Here is a 22,308-nt window from a genome sequence, read left to right on the forward strand (position 1 = left end):
CCAGACCCTGCCGGCGGCCCGATGAGCCACCGGCAGGGTCATGGTGTCCTCTGCTCCTCGGTCAGGACAGCGGCTCCACCCACACGTTGCGGAACCGGACCTTGTTGCCGTGGTCCTGGAGGCGGATCGCACCGAGCGCGGCCGACTCGGGGCCACCTCCACCCGTCGGCCCGTCGATGGCCACGTCGTCGTGGACCTTCTCACCGTTCCATATCACCGTGACCCGCGCGTCCGAAGTCTTCGTGCCGTCCCCGTCGAAGCGCGCAGCAGTGAAGGTGATGTCGTACGTCTGCCATGTCTCCGGAGCCTTCGCGGCGTTGAGGTCGGCGGCCTTCTTCAGATAGATCGACGCCGCCTCGTTGTCCGCGAGATCCGTGTCCTCGTACGAGTCGAGGATCTGCACCTCGTACCGGTCCTGGAGATAGACACCGCTGTTGCCGCGGTCCTGGCCGGTGACATCGTCCGGAAGCTTGGGGACGCGGAACTCGACATGCAGCTTGAAGTCGCCGAAGTGCTGTTTCGTGCGCAGGTCGCCGCAGCAGACCTCCATGGACTTCTCTGCGGTGTGCGGCCATTCCGCGCTGCGGCCGTCGATGTGCTGCCAGGCCGTGGAGATGCTGCCGCCGGAGAACAGGTCGATCCGTGCGCCTGGGCGGCGGATGTCGACCGCGTCGAGGTTGACGTGGCCGGTGTCACCTGCGCCCACGGAGTACGTGATCGTGTTGCGGCCCTTGCGGAGCTCGAGGCGTTCGGTCTTTGTCGACCAGCGGTTCCACTCGTCCGTCGACGGCAGGCTCGTCTGCTTCGCCTCGCCGCCGTTGACGGAGACGCTGACCGTCTTCGTGCCCGGGGCGGGGTGAGGGCCATTGGCGTAGCGCAGCCCCACGTCGTATGTGCCCTGCTTGCCGACCTCGACGTCCACGCTCACCTCGGCACCCTGCTCACCGAAGCCGTCGACGAACCCCCCGCCGGTGTACCCGGCGTGCTCGGTGTCGGTGCCCGCGCTGCCGGACAGCCGGCCGGACTCGGCGTCGTACGTGGTGACGGGCTCATCGGGTCCGGGCTTGGCGTTGAGCGTGTACCAGGCTTCGGTGGACCACAGCTGCTCGCCCTCGGTGGACGAGAACGGGCGCGGCGAGCGGACATGCACGACGCGGTCGGTCTTGAGCCCGGGGATGGTGAGCTGGACCTTCTTGCGGTCCTTGGAGAGCTTCGCCGACGTGACCGGCAGCGACTCCTCGTCGATCTTCGGGCCGCCGTACGCCGGGGTCGGCGCGTAACGCCACTGCTCGACGGAGTACGCGCCCTCGGTGAGCTTGGCCGCGGTCTCCTCCGACAGGGGCTTGGTGTAGGTGAGTTCGAAGCCGTTCGCGGTCGCGCGCATCGTCTTCATGTCGAAGGCGGTCTTGCCGTTCGAGGTCAGCTTCTGTAGGCCGAAGCGGAGCTTGCCCGCCTGCCCCCAGTTGCCGTCGGCGCCCAGACCGGCGGTGTAGATCGCACCGTCGGGCCCTTCGCTGATCCGGGTGATGCCGGACTCGAGGCCCTGCGTGTGCCGGAACACCGCGCCCTGGTACTCGCCGTCGACCTTCTCGAGGTCGGCGCGCTGGAGTCCGCCGTAGGTGACGTCACCGAACATCATCTGCCCCGCGAACGGTCCCTTCTTCAACTGCATCGGCGTGCTGGGCGAGTTGGCGATCTCATTCTGCGGCAGCCAGAGCACCGGTTTGGTGACGGGCTGGTCGTCGTACGGGCCGTCCGGGTTCATGTAGTGATTGAAGAACCGGTCCTGCTTGACATGCACCAGCTTGGAGGCGGGCAGCCAGCCGCCCTGGTTGTCGGTGACGAACAGTTCGTTGTCGGGGCCGCGGCCGATGCCGTTCGGGGTGCGCAGGCCGCCGGCCACGTAACTGACCTTGCCCGTGGCCTTGTTGACCTTGATGGTGGTGCCGCGGTTGGCGGCGGGCTGCGGGTCGGTGGTGGCGCCGCCGTAGTTGATGGCGACGGACAGGTTCAGATAGAAGTCGCCCTTGTCGTACAGCAGTCCGAAGGCGAACTCATGGAAGTTGCCGCCGAACGGCCACTCGGCGATCTTCTTCTTCTCATCCGTTACATCGTCACCGTTGGTGTCGTTCAGCTCGGTCAGCTGATGCTTCTCCGACACGTACAGCTTCCCGTCCACGTACTTGATGCCCATGGGTTCCTTGAGCCCGTCGGCGATCTTCTTGTACGTGACCTTGTCGGGTCCGGTGTCCCCCGTGACGTTGTCGAGCAGATAGACCTCGCCCTTGGTCTGGTCGCTGCCGCCCCAGGTGGAGATCGCGAGTCGGCCGTCGGGCAGCCAGTCCATCGCGGACACCTGCGGCTCGAAGCCGTCGGGCCGCAGATTCGTCAGCCTGTAACCGGGGTTGACCTCGGTCAGGGGCAGCCCGTCGCCCGGGGTGTCGTACGTCCCCTCGCACTCCTTGCGTCCGGGAGCCGTGACCCTGACGACCCCGGCGTCCGTGCTCAGCACGGAGTTCGGCACGACCGTGAACTCAGCTGCCCCCGGCGGCTTCCACTGCAACGTGACCTGCTGACCGCCGCCCGCGTCGAAGTGGTCGATGCGCAGCGAGGTGTAGCCCGCGTTGAGGGTGATCTCGCCGTCCTTGGGCTCGGCGCCGTGCAGCCCGTCGTGGTCGATGACCTGCTGGTCACCGAGGAAGAGCCGCGATCCGTCGTCACTGGTCAGCCGGAAGGTGTACGCGCCGGCCTCGGGCACGTTCAGATGGCCGATGATCTGCGACACGAAGTTGTCGCTGAACCCGAAGCCGTCGGTGGACGTCCAGTCGGCCGTCGGAATCAGCCTGTCGACATTGGGCGTCTGTGCGGGCTTGAGATCGCACAGTTTGCTGAGCGGGGACTGGATGTCGAACACCCGCAGGGTGACGCCTGGTTCCTGCGGCGGGAGGTCGGCGAAGGGCCGTGGATCGTCGTCGGCCGCGGCGGGCGTGACAAGGGCGCCGCCGAGGAGAGCGGTGAGCAGCAGCCCGGCGGCTCTTCGAACTCTGTGACGGAGGGGGCGGGACATGTGCCCGGGGGACTCATGGCGCTCGGGGGGTGGCTTCACTCTTCCTCCTGCGTTGTTCGGGGCGACGCACGCAGACTTCTGTGGCAAAGCGACGCTCAGCGTAGGGATGTGACTCCTGTGCGTCCACACTTTGTCCACAGAAAGGAAAAACTGCCGTCGATGATCGGGCCGGTCAAACGATCGGGCTGAAGACCTGGTGCCACTCCCCCGGACTCCGGGCCTGGGCACGGTACTTGGTGGCGCTGCCACAGCGGCACGCGACCAGAGTCAACAACTCGGCCGCACCACTTTCGCCCTGCTGTTGTTCCGGACCCAGGCTCCTCGCGGCGTCGGATCAGCCGATTGCCCAGATACGACGTCAAGTCCTGGCCCTGCGGAATTTTTTCCCGCAGGACACTTGCCGTTGTTTGCGGGCGGTCCCTACAGTCTCGTCGCAGTCAGTCGATACGCATCGACAACGATCGACGCCGAGGGAGGTGCTCGCATGGTGACAAGCCGGGATGTGGCCCGGTTGGCGGGCGTCTCCCAAAGCACGGTCTCCTACGTCATGAGCGGGCGCCGCTCGATATCCCCCGAGACCCGGCGTCGGGTCGAGGAGGCGATCGAGACGTTGGGGTTCCAGCCCAACGCGGGTGCGCGGGCGCTGGCGAGTCAGCGCAGCCAAGTCATCGGCCTGGTCGTGCCGTTCGCGCCGGGGGCCGACATGACGGGGGTGCTGCCCTTCATCGAGACGATCACCAAGTGCGCCCGGGAAGAGGACCACAACGTCATCCTGGCCACCGAGGACGAGGGCGCCGAGGGCCTCACCCGGCTCAGCGACCAATCCCTGTGCGACGCGATCGTGTTGATGGAAGTCGGGTCCAAGGACCCGCGCATCTCCGTGGCGGCCGGGCTGAGCGTGCCCGTCATCCTGATCGGCGTGCCGGACGACCCCGCGGGCCTGTACTGCGTCGACCTGGACTACACCCTGGCGGGGCGCTTGGCGGTGGATGAGTTGGCCACCTCCGCGCACGACCGCGTCGTCCTGCTCGGCTACCCGCGTGACGTGATGGCGCGCGACGTCAACTTCGTCCGTCGCTTCCTGCGGGGAGCCGAGGAATCGGCCGCCGCGCACGGCATCGCCTACGCCGAGGTGAGCCCGCCGGACACCAGCCGTGCCGGCGCCGAGGTCGCCCTGGACGAGGCACTCACGGAACCGGGGCCCGGCGGTGGCGGCAGGCTCGGACTCGTCGTCCCCGATCCCCAGTTGATCCAGCCGACGTTGCAGAGCCTGCTGGACCGCGGTCTGGTGCCGGGCCGCGACCTGTCCGTCATCGGACTGTGCACGGACCGGACGGCCGAGACCACCACACCCCCCGTCACCAACCTGTCGCTGGAACCCAGAGACGTCTCGCGCCGTGCGATGAGGATCCTGTTCCGGCTGCTGAACCGCGAGAGCGTGCCTGCCCCTTCGACCGTTGAACTGGTGACCCCGAGACTGACCCGGCGTCAGACCAGCCTGTCTGCCCGCTGACCCTCACTGCCCGAGTCAGGGGGCTGACGCGCCATTGCTGTCGATACGTATCGACACCCCCGCGCGGTCCGCCCGAGACAGCGCCGACCGAGGAGAGAACGAACATGGCTCAACGACGAGCAATCCTCAGCAGAACGACACTGCCGGTGGCCCTCACGCTCCTGGCACCGCTCTCCCTGAGCGCCTGTGGCTCGAACAGCGGATCGTCCGGCGCCGCCGACACACTGCGGGTGATGGACTACTACGCCGATCAGCCGGACAAGGGGATCTACGCGAAGGTCCTGGACGCGTGCGGGCAGCAGAACGGCGTGAAGATCGAGCGGGAGGCCGTGGCCGGTCCGTCCCTGATACCCAAGGTGCTGCAACAGGCCTCGTCGCGGACCCTGCCCGACGTCTTGATGCTCGACAACCCCGACTTGCAACAGATCGCCGCCAGCGGCGCCCTCGCCCCGCTCGGCGACTTCGGCCTGAAGGCGGACGGATACGCCAAGGGTGTAGTGGACGCCTCGACCTACCAGGGCAAGCTCTACGGCCTGCAACCGGTCACCAATACGCTGGGCCTGTTCTACAACAAGGACATGCTCGACAAGGCGGGGGTCAAGCCGCCCACCACCTGGGCCGAACTCAAGTCGGCCGCCAAGAAGCTCACTTCGGGCAAGAGGTACGGCATCGCCTTCGCCGCACCGGCCACCTACGAGGGAACCTGGCAGTTCCTGCCCTTCATGTGGTCCAACAGCGGCGACGAGAAGGACATAGCAACTCCCCAGGTCGCACAGGCACTTCAACTGTGGGTGGACCTGGTCAAGGACGGATCGGCCTCGAAGTCGGTGGTCAGCTGGGCCCAGGCCGACGCCAACGACCAGTTCGCGGCGGGCAACGCGGCCATGATGATCAACGGTCCCTGGCAGTTCCCCATCCTGGACAAGAAGACGAGCCTGCACTACGGCGTCGTACAGATCCCCGTGCCCAAGGCGGGCGGAACTCCGGTCGTCCCCCTGGGCGGTGAGACCTGGACCATCCCGCAGACCGGCAACGCGCAGCGCCAGGACAAGGCGGCCAAGGTCGTCGCGTGCCTCAACTCCGACAAGAACCAGTTGTCGCTCGCCGAGCAGCGCCAGACCGTGCCGACGAAGACCGCACTGATGGACAAGCTCGCCGCCGAACAGCCCAGGATGAAGGCGTTCACCGAACAGGTGCGCAACGCCCGTGCCCGCACAGGTGAGTTGGGCAAGGACTGGCCGAAGGCCGCCACCACGATCTACACCGCGATACAGACCGCACTCACCCAGGGCGCGTCCCCGGAGCAGGCACTCAGGCAGGCCCAGGATGGCTGACGCAGTACGGCGGACGGTGCGGGCCATGGACAGTGCCCCGGTGGTCGGGAGACTCGGCAAACGCAGCCGACGGCGCCAGTCCCACCTGCTGTTCCTGCTGCCCGCCCTGGCCTACATGGTGGCCTTCTTCGGCTACCCGGTCGTGAAGAACGTCGTCATGGGGTTCCAGCACTACACGACGACCACCTTCTACACCGGCCAGGCGCCTTGGGTCGGCTTCGCCAACTACAGAGCCGTCGTGTCGTCCGCCGTGTTCGACAAGGCACTCCTCAACACCGTGCTGTTCACGGTGGGTTCGATCGCGGGGCAGTTCCTCATCGGTCTGGCGATCGCCCTGTTCTTCCGCCGCAGGTTCCCGCTGAACGGCGTGATGCGCTCCCTGCTGCTGTTGCCGTGGCTGGTACCGCTGATCGTCTCCAGCGCGGTGTGGCGCTGGATCCTCGACCAGGACAACGGCGTGCTCAACCGGTTCCTCGGTGACCTGCACCTCGTACAGGACCGTCCCGGCTGGCTGACCAGCACCTCACTGGCGCTGTTCGCGGTGATCGTGGTCAACATCTGGATCGGGATCCCCTTCAACGTCGCGATCCTCTACGGCGGACTTCAGGACATCCCCGAGGAGCTGTACGAGGCGGCGGCCCTGGACGGTGCGACGGGCTGGCGGGCGTTCCGGCACGTGACCTGGCCCCTGCTGCGGCCCGTGGTGAGCGTGGTGCTCGTCCTCGGCGTCGTCTACACGGTCAAGGTGCTGGACGTGATCCTCGGGCTCACCAACGGCGGCCCGGCGAACGCGACGCAGACCATCGCCAGTCAGTCCTACCAACTCTCCTTCCAGCAGTTCGACTTCGGGCAGGGTGCCGCGCTCGGCAACATCCTGATCGTCATCTCGCTGGTCTTCGCCGTCCTCTACCTGCGCGCGAACCGACGCGCCGTGGAGCAGTGAGGCCGTCATGGCATCTGTCACGCACACATCTGTCCAACCGGCCACGCACACACCCACCCACCGGCGGCGCTCCCGGCGGCGGCCATGGGGATACACCGCCATCGGCGCGCTGATCCTGGCGGTGATGCTGTTCCCGGTCTACTGGATGGTCAACGTCTCCCTCCAGCCGGCCAACACCGCTGTGAGCACGCCCTGGTTCCCGACGCGACTGAACTTCGACGGCTACGCGACCGCGCTGAGCCAGCAGGGGTCCAACCTCCTGACCAGCCTGGTCGTGGCCGTGGGGAGTGTGGTGTTCAGCCTGATCGTCGCGAGCCCGGCAGCGTACGCACTCGCCCACGTCAACGCGCGCTGGGTCGGCCCGGTGCTGTTCGGGATCCTGATCAGCCAGATGGTCCCGGGCATCGTCGTGGCCAACGCCCTCTACAGCGCGTACAACGATCTCGGGCTGCTCAACTCGATCCCGGGCCTGATCCTGGCCGACTCCACCGCGGGCATCCCCTTCGCGATCCTGATCCTGCGGGCCTTCATGGGCAACATCCCCTCGTCGGTGATCGAGGCGGCCCGGGTGGACGGGGCGGGCAGGGTCCGGGCGTTCGTCTCGATCGTCCTGCCGATGAGCAGGAACGCCCTCATCACGGCAGGGCTGTTCACCTTCCTGTTCACCTGGAGCGACTTCCTCTTCGCGCTGACCCTGACGACGACCGAGGACGTCCGCCCCGTCACGCTCGGCCTCTACCAGTACCTCGGCTCCCACGTCAGCGACTGGAACGCGGTGATGGCCACCGCGACCCTCGCCTCGGTGCCGGCTCTCGTGCTGCTCCTGGTGGCACAGCGCTACATCGCCACCGGCGTGACCGGTGGAGCCGTCAAATGACCCGCCCTTTGGGCGACTTCGGAGAAAGGCAGAACACCCCTGTGACCACGTCTTCCGCACCGCCGCCGGCCCCGATCCAGGTGACCGTGTGGGGTGAGTACCGCCACGAGAAGATCGAGGAGCACGTGGCCAAGATCTACCCGCAAGGCATGCACACCACGATCGCCGAGGGCATCAAGGAGAACCTCGGTGACGCCTGCGCCGTACGCACCGCGACGTTGGACGACCCCGAGCACGGCCTGACCGAGGAGGTGCTCGCCGGGACCGACGTCCTCACCTGGTGGGGACACGCCGCCCACGCCGAGGTGTCCGACGAGGTCGTCGAACGGGTGCACCGGCACGTGCTGTCGGGCATGGGCCTGGTGGTGCTGCACTCCGGCCACTGGTCGAAGATCTTCGTCAAGCTCATGGGCACCAGCTGCACCCTGCGGTGGCGCAACGAGCACGACCGCGAGCTGGTGTGGACAGTGAACCCCACACACCCCATCGCCCAGGGAGTCCCGCATCCGCTCGTCGTCGACGAGGACGAGATGTACGGCGAGTTCTTCGACATCCCCGTCCCGGATGAGCTGGTCTTCGTCAGCTCGTTCACGGGCGGCGAGGTGATACGCAGCGGCTGCACGTTCCGCCGCGGCCACGGCCGGATCTTCTACTTCAGCCCCGGCGACCAGGACTACCCCGTCTACCACAACAAGGACATCCGCCGGGTGATCGCCAACGCCGTCCAGTGGGCGCGTACGGACCGGCCCGAGCGCAGCCACCCGGTGCTACTGCGCTACGACACCGACGACTTCTTCAACGGCATCGACTACTCGGGGCCGCTTCGATGACCCACCGGACCATCCCCTGCGGGCCCGACAACCCCCTGCGCGTACTGGTGGTCGGAGCCGGCTCCATGGGACAGCAGTGGCTGACCACGGTCACCGCCGCGCCCGAGACCGAGCTCGCCGGCATCGTCGACCTCGACCTGGACGCAGCCCGGCGGTCCGCCGCCGGCCTGGGCCGGCCGGATCTGCCGGTCGGCTCCGACGCGGTCGCGCTCGCGGCCGACACCGGCGCCCAGGCGATCATCAATGTGACGATTCCGGTGGCCCACCACCCCGTCACCACCGCCGCGTTGTTCGCCGGGCTGCCTGTCCTCGGCGAGAAGCCGATCGCCGACACCCTGGCCCGCGCCCTGTCCCTGGCCGCCGCGTCCGAGGTGAGCGGCGAGCTGTTCATGGTGAGCCAGTCCCGACGCTGGAATCCTCAACTCTTCGCCCTGCGGCGCATGTTGGAGGAACTCGGTGCGATCGGCACGCTGACGACCGAGTTCTTCAAGGCTCCGCACATGGGCGGTTTCCGCGAGGAGATGGCGTACCCGCTGCTGATCGACATGGCGATCCACGCCTTCGACTCGGCCCGTTTCCTGCTCGGTGCGGACCCAGTCTCCGCCTACTGCCAGGCGTACAACCCGCCGTGGAGCTGGTACGACGGCGACGCCGCCGCGAGCGCCGTCTTCGAGATGGAGAGCGGTGCGCGCTATGCGTACAACGGCAGTTGGTGCAGTCCGGGCGCCGAGACCTCGTGGAACGGCACGTGGCGGGCGAGCGGCGAGAAGGGCTCGGCGCTGTGGGACGGCGACAACTGGCCCGTGCTCGCCGCCGACGTACAACCCGCCGAGCGTCCCCCCTCCCCCTACTCCGACATCGCCGGAGCGCTGCGGGTCTTCGTCGAGTCGCTGCGGACCGGCAGCACGCCGATGGGCGAAGTGCACGAGAACACCATGAGCCTGGCGATGGTCGAGGCCGCGGTGGAGTCGGCCCGGACCGGACAGCGCGTGCTCGTCGACCACGTGCTCGACCAGGCGTACGCGGAGGCTCTGCGGGACGAGAACCGCCCCGACGTACGCGCCGCCCTCGCCGGCTGGCCATCGGTCCGCGGCGCCCTCGCCCCGCACCAGGCACCGCCGGCCGCCGCTTCCGCCTGACGCCCTACCGATACGGAGATTCCGTGCCCCGCCCTTCCCCTTCCCCCGTTCCCGGCCGCCCCCGCCTCGGGGTGGCGATGATCGGTCACTCGTTCATGGGAGCCGTGCACTCCCAGGCCTGGCGCACCGCCCCCCGAGTGTTCGACCTGCCCTTCGACGTCGACATGACCGTCGTCTGCGGCCGTGACCCGAAGGGCGCGGCGCGGGCGGCCGAGCGGCTGGGGTGGGGTGACTGGGCGGCCGACTGGCAGGAGGTGGTACGACGCGAGGACGTGGACGTGGTCGACATCTGCACACCCGGCGACTCCCATGCCGACATCGCGATCGCCGCCCTGGCCGCCGGCAAGCACGTGCTGTGCGAGAAGCCCCTCGCCAACACGGTCGAGGAGGCCGAGCGGATGGCCGCCGCCGCGCAGGTCGCCGGCCAGGCCGGCGTCCGGTCGATGGTCGGCTTCAACAACCGGCGCGTGCCCGCGTTGGCACACGCCACGCGGCTGATCGCCGAGGGCCGAATCGGCGAGGTGCGGCACGTCAGAGCCCAGTACCTTCAAGACTGGATCGTCGACCCCGAGTTCCCGCTGGTGTGGCGGCTGCGCAAGGAACGGGCCGGCTCCGGCGCGCTCGGAGACCTCGGGTCGCACGTCATCGACCTGCTCCAGCACCTGACCGGAGAGCGGCTCACCGGGGTGTCGGCGACGCAGGCCACGTTCGTCACCGAGCGCCCCCTGCCGACGGAATCCAGCGGGCTCTCGGCGCGGGCCGGGGCACAGCGCGGGCAGGTGACCGTCGACGACGCGACCGCGTTCACCGGTCGGCTGGAAGGGGGCGGCCTCGTCGTGGTCGAGGCGACGCGCTTCGCCACGGGACGCAAGAACGCGATGCGGATAGAGGTCAACGGCTCACGCGGGGCACTCGCCTTCGACTTCGAGTCGATGAACGAGCTCCTGCTGTACGACGCCGCCGACCCGGAGACGGAGGCGGGATTCCGGCGCATCCTGGTCACCGAGCCCGCACACCCCTACCTGGGTGCCTGGTGGCCGCCCGGCCACGGCCTGGGCTACGAGCACGCGTTCGTCCACCAGGTCCACGACTTCCTGACAGCCGTGGCGGACGACGGGAGTGATCCGCGCCCGTCGTTCGCCGATGGCCTACAGGTCCAGTACGTCCTGGAGGCCATCGAGCGCAGCACCGCGGACGCCTCTCGCTGGACGAGCGTCGGCTGACCACTACTGATGGCCTTCGAGGTGGGGTGGGTCGGCTGACCCGTCAGTCGGCGTGTGAGCCGAACTCGAGGGACAGCTGGAAGTGCTCGGGATCGAGCAGACTGACGACATGCTCGACGAGGGAGCCGTCGGCCGCCCGGCTCGTCCGCCGCACGTCCAGGAACCAGTCGCCCGGTCTGCGCCGCAGCAGCTCCGCCTCGCGGGCGTCGATCCGCCGCCCGGCCAGGCTCTGTTCGCCATGATCGGCGTGCAACCCGGCCTGCCGCATCACCTCGGTCAGCGACAGCTCATCGAGATCCCTCCGCTGCGGCAACTCCCGGGTCCCGGGGACGCAGGGCAGGAAGCTCCGCTCGTACGTGATCACGCAGCCGTTCCCGACCAGCTCCCGGGTCCGCTCGACCGTCACGAACACGGCTTTGTCCATGGCGAGTTGATCCGCCAGCTGTTCGTCGGTGACCTCCCGTACCGTGAGGGTGCGCACCCGCGTGTCGATGCCATGGACCTCCAGGGCGCGCGCCCAGCCGAGCCGGTTGTCCAGCGGCCGGCCGTCGAAGAGCACATACGAGCCCTTGCCCGTGCGGGTGGTGATCAAGCCCGTCTCGTTCAGCTCGGCCAGCGCCGCCCGGACCGTGGTGCGGCTGACCCCGAAACGCTGGGCCAGCGCGTACTCCCCCGGCAACTGCTCGCCGGTCGGCAGGCGCCCGCTGCGGATCTCCCGAGCGAGCACGTCGGTGATCTGCTGGTGCTTGAGCCGGATGCCGGTCATGACGGGTCCCCGGTGCCCAAGTCGCTCCCGGTGAGCACCTCGTCCAACGTGACGACCCGGATCAACGGCCGGTACAGGTCCATCACTTGCAGCGCCATGGCATGCGACGCGTCGTCCACTCCCGCGCACGCGTCGGCGACCACGACCACCTCCACGCCCGCATCGGCGGCAGCCAGAGCGGTCGACAGCACGCAGCAGTCCGTACTGACCCCGGCCAGCACCAGCCGTCCGTCGGAGCCGACGCGCTCGGCCAGCTCGGGAGTCCACTTGCCGAAGGTGGTCGCGTCCACCAAGTCCGGGGCCAGCGCCTCGAATTCGTCCGTCAGCTCCCACAGCGAGGACCCCGGCGGCTGTAGCGCGAAGGGCCACTGCTCGTAGTACGCCCGCCAGGCACCGACGGGCTTGTCGGGCGCGACGAACCGGGTGAACGTGACGCGCTCCCCGAAGACCGGCAGCAGCCGGCGTACTCCCCCGGCTGCTTCGTCGAAGCGGGGGGTCGCCCAGGGGCTGTCGGGCTCGGCGAACACGCGCTGCATGTCGATGACGGCGAGCAGCCCGCGCGGCACACCGTCCGGCCGAGCGTGCGCTACGCCCTGCGGCCGGGCCTCCCCTGCGTTCTCGCCCGGCCGACCACGCCGTACGCCGTCATCCGACCGAACTTCCTGTACTCCATCTGTGCTCATCCGCTCAGCACTTCCTCCGTCGTCACCGGGCTCGCCGCCCGCCGTTCCTGCGCCCGTACCCGCCCGCCACCGAGGGCCAGCGTGCCGAGGAAACCAAGCACGAGTGCCACCAGCACGCCCAGGTTCGCGTACGCCCACGCGCCCGACTTCCCGCCCAGGCCCAGCGGCCCGAGCAGATAGCCCTGCCACTCCAGCCAGCTTGCGGCCGCGTTGGTGACCAGCCCCCAGCCGAGCGCGGTCGCGGCCAGCGTGAGCAGCAGCGGCCGGAGTGGAACATCGCCGTAGCGCCCGCTGCCGCGGAACAGGTCGGCCTCGTCGTAGTCGTGGCGGCGCAGCGCCAGGTCGGCCAGCATGATTCCGCACCAGGCGGCGACCGGGACACCCAGCGTGGTGAGGAAGCCGATGAACTGACCGAGGAAGTTGTCGGTGAAGAACACGATGTAGACCGAACCGGCGATCATCAGGACGCCGTCGACCAGCGCGGCCACGTACCGCGGCACCCGCAGACCGGCGGCAAGCAACGCCAGGCCGGAGGAGTAGATGTCGAGCACCGCGCCACCGACCATGCCGAGGACGGCGACCACAGCGAAGGGGACCAGGAACCACTTGGGCAGGATCGTGGTCAGCGCGCCGATCGGGTCGAGGGCGATGGCCGCGCTGAGGTCGCCGGAGGAGCCCGCCAGCAGCAGGCCGAACACCAGCAGAAGCAGTGGCGCCACCGAGCCGCCGAAGGTGGTCCAGCCGATGACACCCCGGCTGGCGGAGCCGCGCGGCAGGTAACGGGAGTAGTCCGCGGCCGCGTTGACCCAGCCGAGGCCGAAGCCGGTCATCATGAAGACCAGGGCGCCGATGAACTCCTGTGCGGAGCCGGCCGGCACGGCGCTGACTGTGTGCCAGTGGATGTGGTCGGCCACCAGCGCGATGTAGACGATCGTGAGTACGCCGGTGACCACGGTGATCATCGTCTGTAGGCGCATGATCAGGTCGAAGCCCATCACCCCGCCGACCACGGTCAGCGCGCTGACCAGGACCAGGGCTACCACCTTGGTCTCGGTACCGCCGCCCCAGCCGAGCCGGTCGAAGACGGTGGCGGTGGCCATGGTGGCGAGCGAGACGAGCACGATCTCCCAGCCGACGGTCAGCATCCACGAGATCGTCGAGGGCAGCCTGTTGCCGCGGACGCCGTACGCGGCGCGGCTGAGCACCATCGTCGGCACGGACCCGCGCTTGCCCGCCACCGCGATGAAGCCGCAGAGCAGGAAGGACAGCACGATGCCGAGCGATCCGGCCACCAGCGCCTGCCAGAAGGAGATGCCGAAGCCGAGCGCGAAGGCGCCGTAACTCAGGCCCAGAACCCCGACGTTGGCCCCGAACCAGGGCCAGAACAGCGTGCGCGGCGTGCCCTTGCGCTCGGTGTCCCCGATCACGTCGAGGCCGTGCGCCTCCACCTGGAGCTGCTGCCTGCCGGGGGCGCCGCCGCCGGTTCTGCTGCCGGGAGATTCCGCCATCATCGACCTACCTGTCTAGACGTGTTCAGGCGAAGCTAAGTGGACGGGCCCGGGACGTCAAGAGACGGCTGCGGCGGAGTCGACTACCGAAACTCCCCGGGCACGGTTTCCCAGTGGTCGGCGAGTCGGGCCAGCATCACCATCAACTGCTCGCGTTCGAGTGCCCCGTACGGTCGGAGGAGTTTCTCGTCCAGCTGTCGGGCCAGATGGTTGGCCTGCTCCAGCACGCTCCGTCCCTCGTCGGTCAGGTACAGCAGTTTGCGGCGGGCGTCGGACTCCGGCGTCCGCCGCGTGATCAGTCCGCGCTTCTCCATCCGTCGGACGATGTCCGTCATCGTCGACGCGTCCAGCGAGACCGCAGAAGCCAACGACGACTGGTCCCGCCCTGGGCACGCCCCCACCGCGGTGAGCGCCGCGAACTGGGGACCCGTCAACGAAGAGTCGACACCACGCATCCAGGCCGATGTGTATGCCTGATACAAGCGTCTGACCAGAAAGCCGGGGGCCTCCAGCAAGGCCGGCGGGCTGGCCTGCGGCGCGGCCTTTGATTCTGCGGTGTCACCCATCGAGCCAGCCTCCCGATCCTGCCGCATCCCCCCTTGGACGCCGCAAGAAGACTCTAGGCAGGACTCGCGGCGACTGGTATACCGGACACCAATAATCCGTGTCCGGATTATTTTCTGGTGGGTCACCTCCCCGCTCGAAAGGATCTGCCATCATGCCCCACTCCCCCACCCTGGCGCCCACCCCGATGGAGTGAGCGCCACACCTGACCGGCCAAGACTCGCGAACGACGACATGGGCCGGCATCCCCACCAACAGCCGGTGGGTCCATACGGCCCGACTCCGGCTCCACAGTGAACAGCTACACGGACGACACCGAAGCCGTGATCCGCGACCTCGGTCTGGACCGCCCCGTGCTCCTTCGGTTCCGCGCAGCGGGCAGGCGCCGCGGGCAGCGGCCGTGAACCGGGCGCCCATCGAATGGCCGAAGTCACCGAGTCATGGCCCGGTCGGCTCCGACGACGAAGCCGGTCGACGCAACCCACCACGGCCTCGAGACCGAAGGCTTCTTCACCCACTCGAATTCACCCGCTCGAATTCTCTTTGATCCCCGCCGCTCGCGCGTACGAAGGAGTTCACCCATGAGCCAGACCGTCCAACCGGGCCCCGCCATACCCCAGATGGAACGCAACGGCGTCAATCCCATTCCCGACGACGAACGCCACGGCACACCGCGCGAGTTGTTCGGCGTGTGGTTCTCCTGGAACGTGTCCATCCTCGGCGTCAGCTACGGCATCTACGTGTTCGGTGTCGGACTCAACGCCTGGCAGGCTGCCCTGGCCGGGCTGCTCGGCTACGCGCTGTCGGCGGTCCTCGTCGGGATCCTGGCCGTCGGAGGGCCTCGAACGGGACTGCCGACGCTGACCCAGACCCGGATCGCCTTCGGCTTCCACGGCAACAAATTCCCGACGTTCTTCGCCTACCTGTCGAACGTGGGCTGGAAGGTCACCATCATCACGCTGGCCTCCACGACCGGGGCCAACCTCTTCGCCCGTCTGTGGCCGGGGGCCTTTGCCGACTCGGACGGCAATGGGACGACGGCCGCCGTAGTGGTGTGGTTCGTGGTCGTCCTGGTGGTCACCGTCACGGTCGCGGTCCTCGGGCACGCCGTGATCGTGCGGGTGGAGCAGTGGATCGCGTGGCTGACCTCGGTGATGACCGTGATCTTCATCGCGCTGATGGTTCCGCACATCCACTGGAGCCGCATCGGTGACGCGCCCGCCGGTTCGTTCGGCCAGTTCGTGGGCGGGATGATCCTCGCCATGACCCTGGTCGGCATCGGGTTTCTGAACTACGGCGGCGACTTCGCCCGTTACCTGCCGCGCCGCACGCCGGCCGCGGGCGTGGTGGGCTGGACGGCCGGCGGGATCACCCTGCCCGTCGCGGTACTGCTCGTCCTGGGGATCCTGCTCGTCGCAGGTGACCCCGCGCTCGGCTCGGCCGCCGCGGCGGACCCGGTGGCGGCGCTGACAGGACTGCTGCCGATGTGGTTCTTCGTGCCCTTCAGCATCGTCATCGTCATCTCGCTGGTGGCCGCCGCCATCACCGGGCTGTACTCCTCCGGCCTGGCGCTGCTGGCCCTGGGCGTCCCCGTCTCACGGGCCGGCACCACGGTGATCAACATGGTGGTGATCTCGGCCGGCGCCTTCTACCTGCTGTTCGTCTCCACGTCCTTCCTCGCCACCTTCCAGGCGTTCCTGGCGCTGATCGCCGTGGTCCTGGGCACCATGGGAGCCATCCAGCTGCTCGACTTCATCCGGCAACGCCGCCAGGGGTGGCCAGTGACACCGGCCCTGCCCGCCGGGCAGGGGGGCCGCAGCGGCCGCTGGACGGCACTGATCTCCCTGTTGGCGGCGACGGTCATCGGTCTGGGCATGGTGACCTCCTCCGATCCGAACATCGCCAAGGCAGTCGGGTTCCTGCTCACCGACGACCAGAAGAAGGGACTGATCGGGACGACCAACATCGGCGTCCTGGTCGCCATGGGAGTCGGCGCCGCACTGTACGCGACGCTCACCTTCGCGCTTCGGATCGACCCTGGCCGAGGTCACTCGCCCGGCCCCGCGCATCCCGCCACCGACAGCGAGCGCACCCAAGTCGGGGCCACGGACGGGGACGGCTCCACACGGACGACCACGTAGGCCACCCTTCCCGACTCCCCCACCGAGCGACCACAGCGAGCGACCACAGCGACAGGACACCGCCATGAGCTTCGCCGACCCAGACCACTGGCACGCGCCGGCAACATACTGGTTCTGGCAGCGTGTCCCCACCGACGAGGAGATCCGTGAGCAGCTCGATTCGCTCGCGGCGGCCGGGTTCCGGTCGTTCCAGATCCAGGCCCGGCTGTCCTTTCCCCGCGCGGAGTACCTGGGGGAGGCCTATCTCGCCGCTTACCGGCGCGCAGCCGAGGAGGCAGCGGAGCGCGGGCTGCTGATGGGGATCTACGACGAGTACAACTGGCTGTCCGGACACGCGGGCGGACGCACGGTCGAGGGGCGGGACGATCTGCGGGAGCGCCACATGTTCTTCTCGTCCGCCCCCGCAGGATCGGGCGGCGCACCCGTGGAGTGCTCGGTCGACTCGATCACCGCCCAGGACGTGGAGTATCTGCTCCAGCCCGGTAAGGAGTGGGTCTTCGACGGCGGCGCGCCCCGGTGGGAGGACTGGGAGATCGTGGCGGCCTTGGCCCACCCCCGCGGCGCCATCGCCGACGAGACGTCCATCGTGGACGTGACCGACGAGGCGCGGCTGGTGCGTACCGGCCCGGACGGCTGCGTGGTGTCCGTGCCCGCCGAGGTGGTCGCCTGGGCCGGCCGGGATGCCGAGGTGACCGTGTTCACCGCGGCCCGGTGTGCCTCCAGCCGAATGATCAACTATCTGCTGCCGCAGGCCGCCGAGCGCTTTTTGCAGGTGGGCTACGAGCCGTTGGCCCGCGTGCTCGGGGAACACCTGGGCACCACGGTCAGGTATGTCTTCTTCGATCAGCCGCACGGCTGCTTCTACCACTGGCGACAGCTCCACGAGGACCTGCTCGCACCCGAACGCCAGGCGGAGACGGGGCATGTCACCGCCTCACTGATGTACGCGCCCTCGATCGTGCCCGACGACCTCCGGGTGCTGTTGTCCCTGGCCCGCCCAGTGGGACCGCGAACGGAGGCATGGCGGTGCGCGTTCTTCGAGCGGTACGCCAACACCGGCATCGACGCCTTCTTCGGCACGCTGTCGGCCTGGTGCCGTGCGCACGGTGTGGCCCTGTCCGGCCACGAGGTGCTCGGCTATGTCTCCTCATGGGATCCCACCAGCACCGTCATCACCGACGACCCGCGGACGAACTTCGGCACCGACTACTTCGCTCTCGACCGCTGGCGCGACATGACGGCGGTCGACGCCCGCAACGACCACCCGCAGCTCGCGGCGAAGTTCGGCGACTCCCTCGCCCGGGCACACGGCCGGTCCGGCTGCCTGGTGGAGCAGTACTTCGCCAGCACGACAGCCGGATCGCACTTCGCCGAAGGCGCCTGGGAACTCACCCTGGGACGGCTGCGCGCGGCAACGATGCGGCACCATCTCCTGGGCGCGCGCCAACTGCTCACGCACGCGTTCTGGCTCACCGACGCCCCCGCCGGCCCCGGCGCCGAAGGACAGGTCTTCACCGACCCACGGCTGGACTTCCCCCCGGGCGTCAACCACGAGCCGTGGTTCACCCATCACCGCTCATTCGCCGAGGAGTCCGGCCGCCTGTCGGAATTCCTCGACGCCGCCGAGCCGCTGCCCGGCATTGCGCTTCTCTACCCCCTGCGCACCAGCTGGGCGGGCGGCCCCGAGCACCCCTACGGCGAGCACTTCGCGTTCTGGGCCGAGTACCTGGCGCGTGCCGGTCGTGACTTCCAGATCGTCGACGAGCAACAGATCCGCATCGGCCTCGCGCCCGGCACCATCGCGCTGATCCTGCCGGGCGCCGAGGTTCTTGAAGACATGGCCACGGTGGACGCGGTGGAGGACTTCGTCCGGGCGGACGGCACAGTCCTGGCATCGGGGCCGCTCCCCCGGCTGCTTCAACACGGGGACGGCCGCGACGAGTTGACGCAGCGAATGCGGGCGCTGCTCACCGGGCCGCGCGGCGCACACTGGCCGCATGTGCCTTCGGCCGGCGAGGCCGACAGCCGCCTGGCCGCGGTACCCAGTCCCCCGGCCGCGACCGCCGAAGCAGGACACGGCGTGTGGACAACGCGCCGCACACTGGCAGGCGCGACCCGGTTGGCGCTGTTCAACGACACCGCCGAGCGCCAGGTGGTCACCGTGCGCCCGGCGGCACTTCCGGCAACCGTCACCTGGTGGGATCCCGCAACCGGACGTACGAGCAAGCCACGCCCGCTGACCGGAGCCCAGTCGCTCGTACTGCACCCTGCCGAGCTCTCCTGCCTGAGCATCGCAGCCGGGCCGGGATCCCAGGACGTACCGGAGACGAAGGTGCTCGACAGTGGCTGGACACTGAGCCTGGCCGACCGTGAACTGGCCGGCGTCGACGTCCGGCGAGGATGGGAGCGGCAGGGCTTCCCGGACATCGCGGGAGAGGGCATCTACACAGCCCAGTTCACGCTCGACTCAGAGGAGTTGGAGCAATGGCCCGTATGGGAACTCGTGCTGCCGGGCGTCGGCAGCAGCGCACGCGCGGACATCAACGGACAACAGGTCGGAGACTGGGGATGGGGTCCGTTCATCTGCGCACTGCCCCCCGGAGTGCTGAGCGGCGGCATGAACACCGTCACGATCACGGTGGCATCCACGGCGGCAAACCACTACGTGCCAGGCCGCGGGGAACCGAGCGGACTTCTGAGCGCGCCACTGCTGCGGCCACGCTTGGCGCAGTCGTACGTATACCCGGAGGGCACGACGGCCGACATCAAGTCCGAGTAGGACTCCGGACTCCGTCAGGTCGGTCTGGATCTTGGTGACTGGAGCCTGCTGGACGTTCCGGGCTCTGGGGGTAGCGCCAGTGTTCGGTGAGATCACCGGTTGCGGACGGTCCACCTGGTGCGCCGTGGTCGACGAGGCGCAGGAGCTTTGGGCGGCCGGCATGTCAGAAGCGGCCCGTAGCCTCAGGCACCATGGGCATTCAGATCGATGTAGTGGTGGGTTACCCGGTCAACGATGAGATGGAGAGAGTGCTCGGGTTGGCCGAGGCGGTCGGCGAGCCCGTCACTGTCACGTTCATGTGGGAGGGGCGTGAAGAGGCGGAACGCGCGGTGCTGGTGCCAGCGACCACGCTGGCGCTCTGGGAGCATTGGGCTCCCACCGCCTACCCGATGAGTGGCGCTGGGGAAGAGAACCGGGCTGTGGCGGAGGAGCCGGAACTCGCCCACCCAGCGGAATTCGGCGCGTTCACACTCTTTCGTCGTCGCGCAGGACGGCGCACGGCAGTCGCTCGAAAAGGCGTGGTGGTCGCCGAGCTACTGGACCCCGACGAGGCCCACTGGCTCCAGGAGAAAGCCCGCAATGTCCGCCAAGGCTTCATGGATCCGAAGCAGAAGGCGGCGTTCGAGGAGTTCCTTGCCCGGCAGGCATCCCTCGATGATCAGTGACGCGCCGACTCATGCTTCGTGGCTTTGCAATTGATCTTCGGGCTCTGGTCCGGTTCGTATGGTGCGGTGACGCTCAGTCACGCCAACAGGACACGTTTACAGAGGAGTTCGGAGCCTGGGCGGCAGAACATCTGGCGCTTGAGCAACTTGATCAAGTTGGCGTGTCCGATAGGTCGCGCGGCGCTGACGTTGCTGATCGGTATGCCTCAGCCATGGCGTGGAATGAGCGTTTCGGTGCGAGGCTGCCGTCGGACATGACCTTGCATACCCCGTAGGAGGCCATGTCGAGGTCGAAGCGCGGGTCGGCGTGGTGCGGGTACTCGTAGCCGGCGAAGGTGAACCAGAAGGCGGTGTCCACGCCTTCCTCGTCGAAGACGGCGAGCATCTCGCGCAGGTAGTGGGCCTGTTCTTCCTCATCGCGGACGTAATCGCCGTTGATGCGGGGCGGATCGGCGTCGTGATCGACGACATCTACCCAGCCCATGCCGCCGCGCTCGGCTGCGCCCCGGTAGGTGCAGCAGCCGAACTCGGTCGCCGCGAGCGGCTTGCCGTGCCGGAAATACTCCCGCAGGCCTTGACGGAAGGCGTCACTGGCATCGCCGTAGGCGTCCGCGCTTACGATGTCGAAGGGCGCCCAATCGACCTGTTCCCACGTTCCGGAAGCGTAGGTGATCTTTCCGCGGAACCGTGACCGCACCGTCTCTGCGATGTTGGCCAGCAAGGAGTTCAGCCGGGCAGGAACCTCGGCGAGCCCGGCCAATGCCTCGGGGGCACCGCTGGTCAGGGCTTCGATTCTGGCGAGGCTGTCGTCTCCGGGGAGAATGTCGGCGGCAAACAGGCTCAGCTCGCAGCCGGTGACGAAGACGTCCGCTCCCACCTCCTGGGCGCGGACGGCACAGGTGGCGAAGAAGGGCAGCAGCTCCTCGGCGGACAGTTCGCAAGGGAATGGGGAGAACCAGACCTCAAGCCCGGCATCGGCGGCGTGCCAGGCCGCAAGGGCCAGTCGCCCAGGGTCGCCGCCCGTGATCCGCACGGCATCGCAGTGCAGGTCGTCTGCGATGACGCGGATCTCGCGTCGCACCGCGTCGGCGTCGAAGACAGGCCGCGAACTCTTTCCACCCGGAGTGAAGCCGGTGTCGTAGGTGATGCCTTTGGCTCGCATCGGATGCTCCTGACGATCGATCGACATCTGTTGCTGCGTCTCGCCGGACGTCGATGGGAATCGGTTCGGCGGACGGATCGCATGGACTACTCGGGGTGCGTCTGGAGATCAGCTCGACGGCGACCTTGGCCGCGCTGCCACCTCGCATCTCCCTGGGCGACCACCTGACACCCGTGTTCGGCGCTCGGAGCCGAACGTTAGGTACGAGTCGAAATGCCAGTCAACGGCGATCTCCTCGAGACCGTGCTATTTGCGCTGGTCAGCTACGCAACTGTCAATTGCAATGACAGTGATGGTCAATGCACGGCGAAAGAGAGGGTGTTGCAACGATCGGCGACCGGTGCACACACTGTGTGCCGAGACGACGGAATCAGAGGAACCGACCCCGATGCCAGGACGCAGGCTGACCAGAGCCGACCGGCACCAGATCGCCGCGGGTTTGGCACAGCACCTGAGCTACGCCGACATCGCCAGACGCCTGAACCGTCCCGCCTCGACGGTAAGCCGCGAGGTCGCGCGCAACGGCGGACCTGCCCGGTACCGCGCGGAACTCGCACAGCTCGCGACCACCCACCGAGCCCAGCGCCGGCCGCAGTCCCCGCCCCGACGCAACGGCCGCGTTCGTCACCGACCTCACCACAGCACTTGTCGAAACCGGCCTCCCGCGCACCGCCGCCCGCGTGATGGCCTGCCTGTTCGCCTCCGAGTCCGGCAGTCGCACCGCCATCGAGATGGCGCAGCACCTGCAAGTCAGCGCGGCGACCATCTCGTACGCAGTCCGCCTGCTGGAGCGGCAAGATCTGATTCGACGCGGCCGCGATGACCGTGGCCGCCGCCACCGGTATTTCCTTGACGACAAGGCGGGCTTGCGGACCGTCGCGGCCAGCGTCGCCGCCAACCAGCGGTTCGCCGCCACCGCGCTGCGCGGCGCCGAGCTCTTCGGCGCCGAGACCGCTGCCGGATCCCGGCTCGCCCTGGCAGGCCGATTCCTCGAACGCCTCGGCGACGACCTCATCCGCTCCGCTGAAAAGCACTGGCGTGACATGGTTGGTGACAGGGGCGACGAATACACGCTGACGAGCCACGCGGAGTAGTACGCGGCCTCACTCGCCCT

The 22,308-nt window shown here is 68.3% G+C and carries 17 protein-coding genes and 1 pseudogene; 12 read left to right on the plus strand and 6 right to left on the minus strand.

Annotated elements, in window-relative coordinates; genetic code table 11:
• Window positions 1-61: 61 nt before the first annotated feature.
• The gene (locus KCH87_RS01490; RefSeq protein WP_210584000.1) at window positions 62-3,067 is read right to left on the minus strand and encodes a family 16 glycoside hydrolase; all 3,006 of its coding nucleotides are present in this window, start codon (window positions 3,065-3,067) and stop codon (window positions 62-64) included.
• Window positions 3,068-3,551: 484 nt separating this feature from the next.
• Between KCH87_RS01490 and KCH87_RS01495 the strand changes: the two genes are divergently transcribed.
• From KCH87_RS01495 to KCH87_RS01525, 7 genes are all read left to right on the plus strand, one after another.
• Window positions 3,552-4,580, plus strand: coding sequence for a LacI family DNA-binding transcriptional regulator (locus tag KCH87_RS01495; RefSeq protein WP_210583417.1), 1,029 nt, complete (start codon window positions 3,552-3,554; stop codon window positions 4,578-4,580).
• Between the two features lie 104 nt (window positions 4,581-4,684).
• Window positions 4,685-5,914 carry a sugar ABC transporter substrate-binding protein gene (locus KCH87_RS01500; RefSeq protein ID WP_247195539.1) on the plus strand — a complete coding sequence of 410 codons (1,230 nt, stop codon included), beginning with the start codon at window positions 4,685-4,687 and terminating at the stop codon, window positions 5,912-5,914.
• 25 nt (window positions 5,915-5,939) lie between these two features.
• Window positions 5,940-6,857 (plus strand): carbohydrate ABC transporter permease, encoded by a 918-nt coding sequence (locus KCH87_RS01505; RefSeq protein WP_247195540.1) that lies wholly within the window; start codon window positions 5,940-5,942, stop codon window positions 6,855-6,857.
• A 7-nt stretch (window positions 6,858-6,864) separates the two neighbouring features.
• Entirely contained in the window at window positions 6,865-7,734 is an 870-nt protein-coding gene (locus tag KCH87_RS01510; RefSeq protein ID WP_210583421.1) for a carbohydrate ABC transporter permease, read from the plus strand.
• 41 nt (window positions 7,735-7,775) lie between these two features.
• Entirely contained in the window at window positions 7,776-8,564 is a 789-nt protein-coding gene (locus KCH87_RS01515; RefSeq protein ID WP_308298720.1) for a ThuA domain-containing protein, read from the plus strand.
• Window positions 8,561-9,703 (plus strand): Gfo/Idh/MocA family protein, encoded by a 1,143-nt coding sequence (locus KCH87_RS01520; RefSeq protein WP_210583423.1) that lies wholly within the window; start codon window positions 8,561-8,563, stop codon window positions 9,701-9,703. Before KCH87_RS01515 ends, KCH87_RS01520 begins: the two co-directional genes overlap by 4 nt.
• Window positions 9,704-9,780: 77 nt before the next feature.
• The gene (locus tag KCH87_RS01525) at window positions 9,781-10,926 is read left to right on the plus strand and encodes a Gfo/Idh/MocA family protein (protein ID WP_210584004.1); all 1,146 of its coding nucleotides are present in this window, start codon (window positions 9,781-9,783) and stop codon (window positions 10,924-10,926) included.
• A gap of 43 nt (window positions 10,927-10,969) precedes the next feature.
• Here the strand turns inward: KCH87_RS01525 and KCH87_RS01530 are convergent, their stop codons facing one another.
• From KCH87_RS01530 to KCH87_RS01545, 4 genes are all read right to left on the minus strand, one after another.
• Window positions 10,970-11,692 (minus strand): GntR family transcriptional regulator, encoded by a 723-nt coding sequence (locus KCH87_RS01530; RefSeq protein WP_210583424.1) that lies wholly within the window; start codon window positions 11,690-11,692, stop codon window positions 10,970-10,972.
• On the minus strand, window positions 11,689-12,258 hold the full coding sequence (locus KCH87_RS01535) for a cysteine hydrolase family protein (protein ID WP_210584006.1): 570 nt from the start codon (window positions 12,256-12,258) through the stop codon (window positions 11,689-11,691). Before KCH87_RS01535 ends, KCH87_RS01530 begins: the two co-directional genes overlap by 4 nt.
• A 113-nt stretch (window positions 12,259-12,371) precedes the next feature.
• Complete coding sequence (locus KCH87_RS01540; protein WP_210584008.1) at window positions 12,372-13,883, minus strand: cytosine permease; 1,512 nt, start codon at window positions 13,881-13,883, stop codon at window positions 12,372-12,374.
• Window positions 13,884-13,966: 83 nt separating this feature from the next.
• The gene (locus tag KCH87_RS01545) at window positions 13,967-14,284 is read right to left on the minus strand and encodes a MarR family transcriptional regulator (protein ID WP_308298738.1); all 318 of its coding nucleotides are present in this window, start codon (window positions 14,282-14,284) and stop codon (window positions 13,967-13,969) included.
• A 744-nt stretch (window positions 14,285-15,028) separates the two neighbouring features.
• On the opposite strand from KCH87_RS01545, the gene KCH87_RS01550 reads away from it, so the two are divergent.
• From KCH87_RS01550 to KCH87_RS01560, 3 genes are all read left to right on the plus strand, one after another.
• Window positions 15,029-16,588, plus strand: coding sequence for a cytosine permease (locus KCH87_RS01550; protein ID WP_247195541.1), 1,560 nt, complete (start codon window positions 15,029-15,031; stop codon window positions 16,586-16,588).
• 64 nt (window positions 16,589-16,652) lie between these two features.
• Window positions 16,653-19,367, plus strand: coding sequence for a hypothetical protein (locus KCH87_RS01555; RefSeq protein ID WP_210583426.1), 2,715 nt, complete (start codon window positions 16,653-16,655; stop codon window positions 19,365-19,367).
• Between the two features lie 191 nt (window positions 19,368-19,558).
• The gene (locus KCH87_RS01560; RefSeq protein WP_210583427.1) at window positions 19,559-20,032 is read left to right on the plus strand and encodes a hypothetical protein; all 474 of its coding nucleotides are present in this window, start codon (window positions 19,559-19,561) and stop codon (window positions 20,030-20,032) included.
• 151 nt (window positions 20,033-20,183) lie between these two features.
• Here KCH87_RS01560 and KCH87_RS01565 read toward each other — a convergent pair whose 3' ends face one another.
• Window positions 20,184-21,221 carry a hypothetical protein gene (locus tag KCH87_RS01565; RefSeq protein ID WP_247195542.1) on the minus strand — a complete coding sequence of 346 codons (1,038 nt, stop codon included), beginning with the start codon at window positions 21,219-21,221 and terminating at the stop codon, window positions 20,184-20,186.
• Window positions 21,222-21,582: 361 nt separating this feature from the next.
• Here KCH87_RS01565 and KCH87_RS48760 point away from each other — a divergent pair.
• Both KCH87_RS48760 and KCH87_RS48765 read left to right on the plus strand, forming a co-directional pair.
• Window positions 21,583-21,669 (plus strand): annotated as a pseudogene (locus tag KCH87_RS48760) (MarR family transcriptional regulator); the annotation flags it as partial.
• 208 nt (window positions 21,670-21,877) lie between these two features.
• Window positions 21,878-22,288, plus strand: coding sequence for a MarR family transcriptional regulator (locus KCH87_RS48765; protein WP_247195622.1), 411 nt, complete (start codon window positions 21,878-21,880; stop codon window positions 22,286-22,288).
• Window positions 22,289-22,308: the final 20 nt, after the last annotated feature.

It is taken from the genome of Streptomyces sp. GESEQ-35, from assembly GCF_017948485.1.
Taxonomy (GTDB): domain Bacteria; phylum Actinomycetota; class Actinomycetes; order Streptomycetales; family Streptomycetaceae; genus Streptomyces.